This is a genomic window from Brevibacterium sp. ZH18 (genome assembly GCF_022748595.1).
Classification (GTDB): Bacteria; Actinomycetota; Actinomycetes; order Actinomycetales; family Brevibacteriaceae; genus Brevibacterium.
In genome coordinates this window covers 28,661-41,203 of the sequence record NZ_JALDSX010000006.1, presented here as the reverse complement: position 1 = coordinate 41,203, position 12,543 = coordinate 28,661, and the positions used below count along the sequence as shown (strand labels likewise).

Genomic DNA, 12,543 nt, shown 5'->3' with positions numbered 1-12,543 from the left:
CAATCCTACATTCGATCCGCTACTGCCCAACCGGCCCGTCGTTATTCGGTCAGACAGGTTCGGAACGGGACCCTAATATGCCCGAGGTGGCTGAAGCAGACGCCCACGATTGCGGCCATCGCCACCACGACCCGCGATTTCCCTGGAGTGCCGGTCGGGGCTTTCAAACTCTATTCAAGCAGTTTCGTTCCGAGGCTGAGCTGACGTTCCTCGACAGCCAACCGATTCTCGGCTGCCTGGACTGTTGAACCGCCACCACTATGGTCGCGGTCGTGGTCGTGGTCGTGGTCGTGGTCGTGGTCGCGGTCGCGGTCGCGGTCACGGTCACGGTCACGGTCGATCAAGTATGCGTGAGCGCCCGGTCTCTCCACCAGCACCGAGGTGGCTGTCCCGTCCTCGAACACGACCGCCGCGTGGTCGTCGATGCCGATGCCTGGGCCGGGAAGCGCCTCCGAACCGATCCAGTCGCGAAAGGTCTCCACCCGGCCCTGCTCTCCGTGATAGTGGGGGCAGGCGCTGCCCGCGATGAAGCCCAGGCCGTCGTTCAACGGCGCCAGTGGTCCGAACGAATCAGTCGACGAGGCCTCGAACCAGCAGTTGGCACCGGCACTGATCCCGGCGAGGATCGTGCCGTTGGCAGCAGCGCGAGCCATGATCTCGTCGACTCCGTGACGTCGCCACAGGGCCAGGAGATTGACCGTCGATCCACCACCGACATAGATCAGGTCCATGTCCAGCAGCAGCTGCGGGTCTCGATAGTCCCATGGGCCTTGGCCAAACAGTGAGAGCACGTCGGTGCGCGCACGCCCAGCGAAAGCGGCTTCGAATCGCCGGCAGTAGTCGGTACTGTCAGCAGAGGCGGTCGGAACGAAACACACCCGAGGCAGCAGCGAAGGGACACCGGTACCTCGGCGGTGGTGAGGTTCTGCATTGCGCTGTTCCCGGACAACGGTCGCCATGTCCAGCAGGCAATCGTCGATCGCCGATTCACCCGTCTCCGACATCGAGAACCCGCCACCGCCGATGGCGACGATCGTGGATTGTTCCGATTGCGCACTCATGATCGCTCTGTCCGCCGAGGAGCTCGCTCATACTGCAATCGCGCGCGGCGCTGCCGGCGTCTCCAGACCAAAGCCACGACCCCGCCGATTCCGAAGAAGACGATCCCGATTGCAGAGACGGCAAGCGGCGCGAGCTGTGCACCGCGCAGCCCGTACGTCTGCGCTGACAGGAGAGTGAAGGTGAATAGCAGCGCACAGCCGAGGCCCAGGAGCAGTGAGACGCACAGCGAGAGCACAAGCGTGGTCTGCGAATCCGGGTCTCCGCGCATCAGAATCCCAGCCAGAAGGCATCCGCCGAAGAACATCAGGCCAACCAGTCCGATGAGTACGAGCGCCCCGACGAACAAGCAGAACACTGAAATCAGCACGAACGCCGCAGAGACGATGATGACCGCGGTTCCCTGACGTCGCCGGCGGCGATCTGCTTCGGCAGAGAGCGCCCAAGCTTGGGCTTCCCACCACCGGGCGCGATCATCTCGGGGCATACTCATGGCACTCGGTGTGTCCACTTCTCGGTTCCGAACTTCTCGGCGACGAGGCTGTGTGCCTTCTCCATCTCATCGGCGGTGAAGGTGTCGAAGCTCGCGCCGTAGCGGTCGGCGAACGTGTCGGCCATGACGTCGATGATGTCCTTGCGGGCTTCGCCGGTCTGGCTGCGCAGGGGGTCGACGCGCTTCTTGGCACTGGAGACTCCCTTGTCGGAGATCTTCGCCTCGCCGATGCGCAGAACTTCGACCATCTTGTCGGCGTCGATGTCGTAGCTCATCGTCGCGTGGTGAAGCAGAGTACCGTCGCGCAGACGCTTCTGTGCCGCACCGCCGATCTTGCCGCCGGTCGAGGAGATGTCGTTGATGGGCTTGTAGAAGGCTTCGACACCGAGGCTCTTCAGTGCTGCCAGCACCCATTGGTCGAGGAAGACGTAGGACTCCTCATAGTCGAGACCGGCGACCAGTGCAGGCGGAACGAACATCGAGTAGGTGATGCAGTTCCCGCCTTCCATGAACATTGCTCCACCGCCGGAGATGCGCCGGACGACCTGCACGCCGTACTTCTCCACGCCCTCAGGGCGCAGTTCATTGACGTACGACTGGAACGCTCCGATGACCGTCGCGGTGTCCTCCCACTCCCAGAACCGCAGCGTCGGCTTCCGCCGTCCGGCTGCTACCTCCTCGAGGAGCACCTGGTCGAGAGCGACATTGACCTGCGTCGGAAGCACCTCGCCGCGAATGACCTGCCAGTCGAAGTCGGTGAAGTTCGCAGCCGAACCCAGTGCTCGGCGAACGACGGTGGCGATGTCCGACGTGGAGAAGCCGTGCATCGCCAGTTCTGAACCGTATCCGGCCAGCACCTCGTCCAGCCTGTTGCGCAGAGCCGCATTGTCGGCGGTGACGCTTGCGCCTACGAGAGCTGGAGCAAGGTCGAAGTACGCCTCCTCGGGCTCGAGGAAGAAGTCGCCGGAGATCTTGACCTCGGTGATGGTCTTCCCGTCGGTCTCCACATCGGCGACCACGAGTTTCCCGCCGATGACCTTGTATTCGGCGTGAAAGCGCTGGGGTTCCTGATTCTCGTTTGTCATGCTTCCAAACCTACTCTCGGGCTCCACGCAGAAGCTATGAACTTGCTCACTCCCCTGTCAGCGAGTTCCAGAGGAATCGATAGCTCAACGCGCGGGTGAACGCGGCCTGCTTGTTGTCCGACGCGGCGGAGTGTCCGCCTTCCGTGTCTTCGAAGAACCACACGTTCTCATGGCCCGTCGACTGCATCCGAGCAGCCATCTTCCTCGCTTGGACGGGTCCGACCCTGTCGTCCGACGTCGCGGTCCAGAACAGCACCGGCGGATAGTCGGCCCGCTCTTCCACGAGGTGATAGGGAGAGAATTTCCTGATGAACTCCCAGTCCTCGGCCACATCAGGGTCGCCGTATTCGGCCTTCCACGAATACCCTGCGCTGAGCTTGGTATAGCGGCGCATATCCAGAAGCGGCACTCCACATGAGATCGCGCCGAAGAGCTCGGGGTACTGGGTGAGCATGTTGCCCACCAGCAGACCACCGTTCGACCCGCCCGCGCACGCCAGCGTCTTCGGACTGGTGACTCGGCGCTCAATCAGGTCTCGAGCAACTGCCGAAAAATCTTCGTACGCGCGCATCCGGTTCTCTCGCATCGCCGAAGTGTGCCATTCGGGCCCATATTCGCCGCCGCCTCTGATGTTGGCCAGAACATAGACTCCGCTGCGGCCGGCTGGAACTGGGCCGCTTGTCTCGGAGCCGATGGCCCCCGCTCCCGAGGCCCCAGCGCCGGTGGTCTCGCGCCCCAACCAGCCGATTCCGACGACAGGCGAATAGCCGGGAGTCCGGCTGACTTCGAAGCCCCCGTAGCCGTCGAGGAGCGTGGGGTTGCGTCCGTCGAGTACCAAGTCGCTGTCGGCGATCTGGAAATACGGGATCTGAGTACCATCATCGCTGGTGGCAAAGTGCTGCTCGACGGTCAAGCCTTCGCCCGGGAACAATGCAGGTGCTGATTTGATGACTTCCGCCGTCCGGGTGGACGCGCGCCCGCCGTCGGAGCCGTCGTTGTCGCCAGCGGTGTTCCTTCCCTCAAGCCGGCCGTACGACAGCGTCGACGGAGTCAGGAACCCAGTGGTGACCATCCAATAGTCGTTGGCGGTCGCATCGTCGTATTTGTCGACGGCGCCAAGACCAACCATGTGGTTGGCTGGCACTCCCGGCAGCGGTGTAGCCGAAAAGCCGTCGGCGGGATCGAGCACCAGCAGTTCAGACTGCACATCGGCGAGCAGCTCGAGGATGAGGAAGTCGCGTGTCCAAGTCCAAGACTGCAAGGCAGTGCGGGCATCCGGGGCGAAGATGACCGTCGGCTCTGTGATGCCACGCTTCACCTCAGCGGCTGAGGACACGGCGAGTCCGCCCGCAGGCACAGCGACTTCACCGTGATGCCATTCAGACTGCGGCCGGAAGAGGACGAAGTTCCGTTCGAACCCGACCTCGACATCGGTCGGCACATCGACTGCAGTCCATGCACTGTCCCACGCCGAGGCGACGGTGGGGATCGTGCCATCGTCTCCCCGGATGTCGTCGAGGTCGAGGAAACTCAGCCTCGTGTTGAAGAAGTCGAACGCGTCGATGGCAAAGACCCGGTCGGTGGAACCAGCTTCCGGGGACCCGACTTCACTGCCGACGAAGATCGCGACGTGATCGCGGGGAACCTCGGCGACGATCGGGGCATCGGCGATGGCGGTTCCGCGTGTGAGCAGCCGTGCCTGCCGCGAGTAGGACGAGGTTGTCAATGAGTCCTCGCCTGTATCGGTGGCGACGATGATCGTCTCGTCATCGAGCCAGGCAAAGCGTGTCTTCGCAACAGGAAGGTCGAATCCGTCAGCGACGAACGTCTTGGTCACCAGATCGAACTCGCGGATCCGCTGCGCGTCTCCCCCATCAGGCGACAGCGAGACCAGAGCGCGAGCATTGTCGGAGCGGCGCACCGCGGCTCCGGCCCAGACCCAGGGGGTTCCCTCGGCGGCGGCGAGCTCATCGAGGTCGAGTAGGACTTCCCACTCCGGTGATTCGGTGACGTAGCTGTCCCACGTCGTGCGCCGCCAGATGCCTTTGGGGTTCGACTTGTCGCGCCAGTAGTTGTAATAGTGCTCGCCGCGTTTGGCTGCCATCGGAATTCTGTCGTCGGAGTCCAAGGCCGTACGGATGTCCAGCGCAATCGAATCGAACAGGTCATCGTGGAAGCGGTCGAGGGTCTTGGCGTTCTGCGCTTCGACCCAGGCGATCTGTTCGCCGCCATGGATGTCTTCGAGCCATAGGTTCTCATCGTGGAGCGTGGTGTCGATCTTCGTGGAGTTCGTCGGAGCTTCTCTGCGCATGCCACCATCCTAGTGATCTGCACTGACTCGAGAATGCCTGGACGCTGCCCGATACTCCTCGCAGATCTGTTTCACACCGCGATTGCGCTCGGGGGCCGGTACATCACCAGGCCCGGTTCTCCGTTGGGCGCCTCGGGTCCGTGCCCGAGCTCGTAGTAGCCGAGGCTCGTGTACAGGCGACGGGCAGGGCTGTCGATGTCATTGGTTTGGAGCCAACTGCCGTAGCCGACGATTGCGCCCAGCCAGGCTTCCAATGTCGTGCGTCCGATGCCGGTCGCCCTCATGGTCGGGTCACGAGCCAGGAGGTTGAGCGCGAAGCTCCACTCGAGCGTCGGAGCGGCATCGCCCAAAGACGCGTGAAGTTCATGGGCCCAGGAATAGTCCTGCTCTGCCCAGGACCAGAAATGACCGTAGGCGATTGACCTCAGACGACCGTCCGATTTCGACTGCGCAATCAGCACCTGCCCCTTCCGGACCGAAGCATCGTACACGTCGGCGAACAGAGAAGCGTGTTTCGGGTCCTCGTTCAGCGGTGGCTCGGCCGCGGCAGCGGCATAGAGTGCTTCGACTTCAGCCGGCGGAGGCAGCACACCTGGCAGTCCAGACGCCGAACCCACTGGTTCCCAGCTTCGTCCCACCCCGCCCGGGACACCCCACACGAGCTCGACAGCGGGCCCGGAAATCGGCGAGCTGAGGACCCCATGCTCGGAATCAGCGTTCATATGTCAACCATAACGACATCGGCAGTCGAGAGATTGAACGAAAGGAGAACTTTCCTCGCCTCCTGCGAAGAGTCCACTGCAAAGGGCGTGCTCGACGTTAGGCAATCAGCTCACGCTCGAGGGGCCGGCTCAGGACCGTCGGGACAACGCGCGGAGTCTGTGCTCCAAACATTTCTCGACCGTACTCGGTGCCTCGATCCCAGCCGTCCACACATCGACGGCGATCGGCATTTCGACATCCGCGCTCGTCAAGGACTTTCGTCTGAAGACCGGTGGAATCGTCACGTGTATGAAGTCAGAATCTTGCTCGCCGTCGGACACTGAATCGTGCACGACGTTGGACACAGAATCGTGCTCGCCATTAGATACAGAATCGTGCTCGCCGTCGGACACAGGCGGATCACTGGCTGTCGAAATGGGTGGATCTATCGAGCCGGTCGAACTAGTCGTAACAACATCGGAATCGCGTTCGGCAGAGGACTCCTCACTTGGAGGTCCGGTCGAATTCGAGCAGACTTCTCCTGCCTGGGTCGAAGACGAGGAAGGTTGGGCGATCGGTTTGGTCCTGGTCTCATAACTGTGCCCAGTCGGAGTCTTGACCGTCAGCGTCTCTGCCGTCGCTTCGTGACGCCAGCCAGGAAGTTCCTTCGCGAAATTGCAGGCAGCACACAGACCTGAGGCATTCTCCCAGTCGGTCGTTCCGCCTGAGGCGAAGGACTGCACATGGTCAGCATGTTTGATCTTCGCATCGCACCACGGAGATCGGCAGACATCATCGCGGATGATGACCATTCTCCGCAGCAGGCCGCTGAACTCTCTCCGCTTCGAATCCATGCGGACCAGCTGACCGTCTGTGGGACGAGAATACAATCGGCGAAGAAAGACCTCGGCATCGTTGACTGCTACAAAATCGCGCGCTGACTGCGCCGGGATCGGCCCGAACCCGGGGAACCATGCGGGAGTGTCACCAGGGGCAATGAGACTGTCCTCGTTCATCACCAGGTGGATCTCGGTCGGGATCGCCTCCGCACCCTCCTGTCCGGTGGCACGTTCGACCAGCAGATCAGCCATAATCTGGTTTTGAGTACGGCCCTCGGCTTGGCCAGTCCCGATCAACGACTGCGCTGACTTCGACAGATTCGAATACACAGCGACTGCCTGCGGCATGGGCAGAAGCGCCGTCAGATAGGCCATATTGCCTGGTGCCGGTCGCACGCTGACGGCGCGTTCTTCTTTGCACCTGTCCAGGTGCTCGACTGCAGCTTTCTGATCAAGCTGCTGAGCGAGTGCACGAACTTCGTTGCCGAGCCGACCAACGCCCACCTCGGCAAGACGATCGGACATTCTGTCGTCGACCTCTTGACGCTTTTCCCTTGGCAGCCACTCGGTCTCCTTTGCCACGACGCGAGCCTTCTCCTCGGAAATGGCTCCGTCCTTCAAGGAAGCGAACGTGCGGGGCAGGTCCATGAGCAGTGTGCGTGAAAACCCGAGAAGCTTGCTTCCTCTAGCACGTGAGACCTTCCGTGCCAGGCCGATCTCGGCACCGATGCCCTGCCCTTGCTTTCGACTCGGCACACCTTCTTCGGCCTCACGATTGCGGCGGTGCATATCGAAAGTCAGCGTTTCTCGCGCCTGTGCGGCCGACGCTGCGGAAGTCAGCTCCTCCAGCGCGCGGATCCGGTCGATGGCTTCTTCTTCAGTCTGAGCTGGAGGGAGTGAGGACAGCTCTTCGCGCCACCGAGTGAACTCGGCGACCGTAGCTGAAACCGTCTCTGCTTCCATACCCCAGACACTATCCTGAGGCACTGACACGACTCTCTTGAGCTATATCAGTCCAGGTCAGTGGCACATATCCGAGTGCAAAGTGGAAAAGCCGGTGGGAGTTCGGCTTAGGAAGCGCACAGACTCCAGAGAAACACTCTTCGGTCAGCTCAGCTTCTCGCCAGCCGTCTCTCTCGCGAGGAATCCCATCAGAATCACGGCGACGACGACCAGCAGTCCGGTGAGGGCGAACGTCAGAGTCAGCCCGAGCACTGGCCACATGAACGCACCGAACACGAGCGGGGCCACACCGGTCGCCACCCTGGAGGCAGCTGACGCCCATCCGAAGCCGGAGCCCCGCAGACGTGTCGGGTACAGCTCAGAGACATACGTGTAGAGGGTGGGAATGGCGATCTGCACGACGAATCCGAAGCCGATGATGCTGGCTTTCGCCGCGAACGTCAGCTCTGCACCCGACGCTTCGATGAAGACAGCGGTGCCGACGAGCAGAACTGCTGACAGCACCGAGGTGACTCCCAGCACCCATTTGCGTCCGAAGCGTTCGACGATCATGGCGGACACGATCACACCGAGGATGCCCACCGCCGTCATCGACCCCGTGACCATGAACGCCGTCTGGTCCGCCATCCCCTGCTTCTTGAGGATGCCGGGCAGCCATGTCAGTGCCGCGTAGTAGACAAGGAGGACGGACACGAAGAGCACCCATGAGACGAGCGTCGTCTTTGCCGAGTATTGCCACAGCTGCACTAGCTGCCCACTGCCGGCTCGGAGCTGCTTGCTCACGGAGGCGGGAACCGAACCGCGCTCGTCGTGACCACGCTCTTCATGAGTCCACGTGGTCACCTCGGCGCCGGTGCGCTTGACGAGCTTCTCGATGACGGCGTCGGCCTCGTCGTAACGTCCCACCGAGGCGAGGAAGAGAGGAGATTCAGGGATTCCGAAGCGCACTGCAACTGTCAGCAGCGCCGGAACAATCATCACGAGCATGATGAGGCGCCAATCCCCGACACCCAGCAGCGCTGCGGAGACGAATGCGCACAGCGACGCACCGATGGGCCACCACCCGTCCATCGCGGTCAGGACTCGTCCTCGGTATTTGCTGGGAGTGAACTCGCCGACGAGCGCGTAGTCGACGGGGATGCAGCCACCCAGCCCGAATCCGGCCAGGAAGCGGAAGAGGATGAACCATCCGAATGCTGGAGAGAAGGCTCCGGCGACGGTGAAGATCGCAAAGAACAGGAGTGTGAGAGTGAAGGCCTTCTTGCGTCCGATGACGTCGGCGATACCGCCCCAGATGAACGCGCCGAGCGCCATCCCGATGAGGTTTGCCGTGGCGATCCAGGCGGCTTGTCCGACGCTCAGATCCCAGTAATCGCTGAGCAGCGGAATAAGGAAACCGTTGAGCGCCACGTCCCAGGCATCGAACATGAAGCCCAGTCCGCCGATGATGAAGATGGCGCCCTGAGTCCCCCACTTCCACGGGAGATTGGCGATGACGTCGGAGGCGGTCGGCACGGACGCCGAGGTGGTTGTAGGCACGTGGTCACACTACAACATTTAACGCACAACTGAGTAAAACCGCGAGGACCCGTACGACATACAAGAAGACCGGTGCCCGTCGCCTCCTGAGAGGAGAGCGACGGACACCGGCCGATGACGTGATCGAGATGCCGCTTCACGGCAACGGGCCGTGCACAGCAGCCGCGCCGTACAACGGCAGAGCCGCGAATCAGGCCAGACGAACCATCCAGTTGTTCTTGTCCTCGGCGCGACCGTACTGGATGTCGAGCAGAGTCTTGCGGAACTCCATGGTCTTCTCTCCCGGCTCTTCACCGTGATCGATCGTGAAGTCGGGGCTGACGACACGGCCGATCGGAGTCACGACTGCAGCAGTGCCGCAGGCGAAGGCCTCGACGATGTCGCCGTTGGCAGCACCCTCGCGCCATTCCTCGACGGTGATCTTGCGTTCTACCGGCTCGAGGCCCAGCTGCGGTGCGAGCTCAAGCAGGGACCGGCGAGTGACGCCATCGAGGATGGAATCACCAAGCTGCGGAGTGAGCAGCTGGCCGTCCTTGGTCACGAGCATGAGGTTCATGCCGCCGAGTTCATCGATGTATTTGTTCTCTGCGGCATCAGTGAACAGCACCTGCTGGCAGCCCTGGGCTGCAGCTTCGTTCTGCGCTGCCAACGAGCCTGCATAGTTGCCGCCGCACTTGGCGAAGCCGGTGCCGCCGGCACCAGCGCGGTTGAAGTTCTGCGACAGCCAGATCGAGACGGGCTTGATGCCGCCGGAGAAGTACGGGCCGGCGGGGCTGGCGATGACGTAGTAGTCGACCTCATGGCTGGACCGCACGCCCAGGAATCGCTCTGTGGCGATCATGAACGGCCGCAGGTACAGGCTCGACTCATCGGCTTCGGATTCCGGCGCGGGGACCCACTGCTGATCGAGTGCGACCAGAGACTTGATCGACTCGATGAAGTCTTCTTCCGAGATCTGCGGCAGTGCAAGACGCTCGGCGGACTTGTTGATGCGCGCGGCGTTGCGCTCGGGACGGAAGGTCCACACGGAGCCGTCTGCATGGCGGTAGACCTTCATGCCCTCGAAGATCTCCTGCGCGTAATGGAACACTGCAGCAGCAGGATCGAGCACGAGCGGGCCGTACGGCTTCACCTCGTGAGCGTGCCAACCATCGTCGAGGGTGTACCTGACGTGGGCCATGTGGTCGGTGAAGTAGAGCCCGAACCCGGGGTCCTTCTTGATGTTCTCTCGCACCAGCTCGGGTTGCGGCTGGACATTCTTGAGAACGGCAAACTTAGTCATCAGAACTCTTTTCTCATTTGTGATGAGTAACACTGTCAGGGTAGTCCATCACCCCGGCGCACGTCGCACCGGGGTGATGTCCCTGTCCGCTCGAACAAGGCGAGATTCCTGCCCTGCCGAACGGGGAGTGAACCATGATTCCGCCGAGGTGGTCGTGCCCGACCTCGGCCTCTGCAGATCGACTCAGCCCAGGCGAGCCGCGATCGCGTCCCCCACCTCGGCGGTGGAACGCTTGGTTCCGTCACGGTCGGCCAGGTCTGCCTCGACCGCAGTCTCGATCGACTTCGCCACGACATCGAGTCCGAGATGGGAGGCCATCAGCGCGCCGGAGAGGATCGACGCAGTCGGATCGGCGATCTGCTGACCGGCGATGTCCGGGGCTGATCCGTGGATCGGCTCGAACAGGCTCGGCCCCGTGCCTTCGACGTTGAGGTTGCCCGAGGCGGCCAGACCGATGCCGCCGGTGACAGCCGCAGCCAGATCGGTGAGGATGTCACCGAAGAGGTTGTCGGTGACGATGACGTCATAGCGGCCCGGGTCGGTGACCATGTAGATCGTGCACGCGTCCGTGTGCTCGTAGTTGAATGTCACCTCTGGATACTCGGCGCCGACCTTCTCGACGACGCGACGCCACAGGTGGCCCGCGTGGACCATGACGTTGTGCTTATGGACGTAGGTGAGCTTCTTATTCCTGGCCTGTGCACGCTCGAACGCATCCCGGACCGCGCGCTCCACGCCGTACCAGGTGTTGATCGAGACCTCGGTCGCAACTTCGTGGGGCGTATCGGTGCGGACGGAGCCGCCCATCCCGGTGTAGGAGCCTTCAGTGCCTTCGCGGACGACGACGAAGTCGATCTCTCCAGGATTGGCCAGCGGGCTGGTGACTCCGGCGAAGAGCTTCGAGGGACGCAGGTTGACTGCGTGGCTCAGGCCGAAACGCATCTTGAGGATCACACCGCGCTCGAGGACACCCGAGGGCACACTCGGGTCGCCGCAGGCACCGAAGAAGATGGCATCGTGCGAACGCAGCGATTCCAGCTCATCGTCGGTGAGCGTCTCACCTGTCTCATGCCAGCGCTTCGCGCCGACTTCATAGTCCGTGAGCTCGAGTTCGACAGGCTCCCCTGACACCTCGATGGCGCGCTTGAGAACCTTGAGACCTTCGGGGACGACCTCGTTGCCGATTCCGTCTCCGGGCATGACCGCAATTGAAAACTTCATGGTCACAGGGTAGAACTCATCTCACCATTCAACTAGGCCGTCCTACTATTCGGACGACTTGAGCGTGGTCCGGACGCCGGGTGCCGCTGTGCACAACCTCACGTCTCAATCTTCGTCCCCGGGTACAAATTCCGGGCGCGAAGGGCGAAAATGGGATCAACACTCCGAACCCCGAAAGAAAGTCGATCATTGACAGATACGATCCGTAATCGCCGAGCCGCCTCCCTCCCCGCCAAGCTCTCCCGTTCGTGGCTGCTGGTCAACGCCGCCAAGGAGGAGATCTTCGCTCCAGCTCAGGCCTCGGAAGCGGATTCCGTCATCTTCGACCTCGAGGCCTCAGTCGCTGACGACAAGAAGCTCGGCGCCCGCGACAATGTCGTTCGCGCACTCGAAGGCGGCATGTCGGCCTGGGTCCGCATCAACAAGATGGACTCAGAGTTCTGGGACGACGACCTTGCCGCCATCGCCATGCTCCCCGGCCTGCGCGGAGTGATGCTGCCGGAGACCGAACGTCCCGAGCAGGTCTCGTACACCGCCATGCGGGCCAAGGCCGGCCTGCCGGTCATCGCGCTGCTCGAATCCGCCCACGGAGTCGAGAACGCCACCAAGATCGCCGAGGCGCCGGGAACCTTCCGTCTCGCGTTCGGCACCAATGACTTCCGCAAGGACACCGGCTTCTCCGGAGATCCGATGGCCCTGGCCTATGCCCGCTCCCGCCTCACCATCGCCTCGCGCATGGGCGGTCTGCCCGGCGCAATCGACGGCCCCTCCGGTGCCGAGGCCAGCGACGACCAGGTCCGCAAGGACGCTGAGATCACCCACATGATGGGTATGACCGGCAAGCTCGTCCTCAACGTCGACCAGGTCAATGCGCTCAACCATTCGATGAGTCCCAGCGAGGACGAGCGAGATTGGGCACGCCAGATGCTCGAGGCCGCCGAGGGCGGATCCGAGATCACCGACGGCTCCTACCTGCCGCGTCTGGCGCGAGCGAAGAAGATCGCATCCCTCGCCGACACCTACGGCCTCTGGAACGCCTGAGCCGCAGC

General features: G+C 62.5%; 10 protein-coding genes. 1 reads left to right on the top strand and 9 read right to left on the bottom strand.

The window, feature by feature from the left end; genetic code table 11:
• Positions 1–170: 170 nt before the first annotated feature.
• From MPN20_RS03850 to MPN20_RS03810, 9 genes are all read right to left on the bottom strand, one after another.
• Positions 171–1,061, bottom strand: coding sequence for a peptidase E (locus tag MPN20_RS03850; protein ID WP_242779723.1), 891 nt, complete (start codon positions 1,059–1,061; stop codon positions 171–173).
• Positions 1,058–1,552, bottom strand: coding sequence for a hypothetical protein (locus MPN20_RS03845; protein ID WP_242779721.1), 495 nt, complete (start codon positions 1,550–1,552; stop codon positions 1,058–1,060). The genes MPN20_RS03850 and MPN20_RS03845 overlap by 4 nt, the downstream gene beginning before the upstream one ends.
• Positions 1,549–2,637, bottom strand: a complete 1,089-nt coding sequence (locus MPN20_RS03840; protein ID WP_242779719.1) for a biotin/lipoate A/B protein ligase family protein — start codon at positions 2,635–2,637, stop codon at positions 1,549–1,551. Before MPN20_RS03840 ends, MPN20_RS03845 begins: the two co-directional genes overlap by 4 nt.
• A 46-nt stretch (positions 2,638–2,683) precedes the next feature.
• Entirely contained in the window at positions 2,684–4,948 is a 2,265-nt protein-coding gene (locus tag MPN20_RS03835) for a prolyl oligopeptidase family serine peptidase (protein WP_242779717.1), read from the bottom strand.
• A 71-nt stretch (positions 4,949–5,019) separates the two neighbouring features.
• Positions 5,020–5,670, bottom strand: a complete 651-nt coding sequence (locus tag MPN20_RS03830; RefSeq protein WP_242779715.1) for a hypothetical protein — start codon at positions 5,668–5,670, stop codon at positions 5,020–5,022.
• Positions 5,671–5,799: 129 nt separating this feature from the next.
• Positions 5,800–7,452, bottom strand: a complete 1,653-nt coding sequence (locus MPN20_RS03825; RefSeq protein ID WP_242779713.1) for an HNH endonuclease signature motif containing protein — start codon at positions 7,450–7,452, stop codon at positions 5,800–5,802.
• A gap of 144 nt (positions 7,453–7,596) precedes the next feature.
• Positions 7,597–8,991: an MFS transporter gene (locus MPN20_RS03820; RefSeq protein ID WP_242779711.1), complete on the bottom strand. Its 1,395-nt coding sequence runs from the start codon at positions 8,989–8,991 to the stop codon at positions 7,597–7,599.
• 190 nt (positions 8,992–9,181) lie between these two features.
• The gene (locus tag MPN20_RS03815) at positions 9,182–10,273 is read right to left on the bottom strand and encodes a branched-chain amino acid aminotransferase (RefSeq protein WP_242779709.1); all 1,092 of its coding nucleotides are present in this window, start codon (positions 10,271–10,273) and stop codon (positions 9,182–9,184) included.
• Positions 10,274–10,456: 183 nt separating this feature from the next.
• Positions 10,457–11,494 (bottom strand): 3-isopropylmalate dehydrogenase, encoded by a 1,038-nt coding sequence (locus MPN20_RS03810; RefSeq protein ID WP_242779706.1) that lies wholly within the window; start codon positions 11,492–11,494, stop codon positions 10,457–10,459.
• A 189-nt stretch (positions 11,495–11,683) separates the two neighbouring features.
• Between MPN20_RS03810 and MPN20_RS03805 the strand changes: the two genes are divergently transcribed.
• Positions 11,684–12,535: a CoA ester lyase gene (locus tag MPN20_RS03805; RefSeq protein ID WP_242779705.1), complete on the top strand. Its 852-nt coding sequence runs from the start codon at positions 11,684–11,686 to the stop codon at positions 12,533–12,535.
• Positions 12,536–12,543: the final 8 nt, after the last annotated feature.

Excerpts from the sequence above, each read along its gene's own strand:
- MPN20_RS03850 (WP_242779723.1), bottom strand. The coding sequence starts at position 1,061 with ATGAGTGCGCAATCGGAACAATCCACGATCGTCGCCATCGGCGGTGGC.
- MPN20_RS03845 (WP_242779721.1), bottom strand. The coding sequence starts at position 1,552 with ATGAGTATGCCCCGAGATGATCGCGCCCGGTGGTGGGAAGCCCAAGCT.
- MPN20_RS03840 (WP_242779719.1), bottom strand. The coding sequence starts at position 2,637 with ATGACAAACGAGAATCAGGAACCCCAGCGCTTTCACGCCGAATACAAG.
- MPN20_RS03835 (WP_242779717.1), bottom strand. The coding sequence starts at position 4,948 with ATGCGCAGAGAAGCTCCGACGAACTCCACGAAGATCGACACCACGCTC.
- MPN20_RS03830 (WP_242779715.1), bottom strand. The coding sequence starts at position 5,670 with ATGAACGCTGATTCCGAGCATGGGGTCCTCAGCTCGCCGATTTCCGGG.
- MPN20_RS03825 (WP_242779713.1), bottom strand. The coding sequence starts at position 7,452 with ATGGAAGCAGAGACGGTTTCAGCTACGGTCGCCGAGTTCACTCGGTGG.
- MPN20_RS03815 (WP_242779709.1), bottom strand. The coding sequence starts at position 10,273 with ATGACTAAGTTTGCCGTTCTCAAGAATGTCCAGCCGCAACCCGAGCTG.
- MPN20_RS03810 (WP_242779706.1), bottom strand. The coding sequence starts at position 11,494 with ATGAAGTTTTCAATTGCGGTCATGCCCGGAGACGGAATCGGCAACGAG.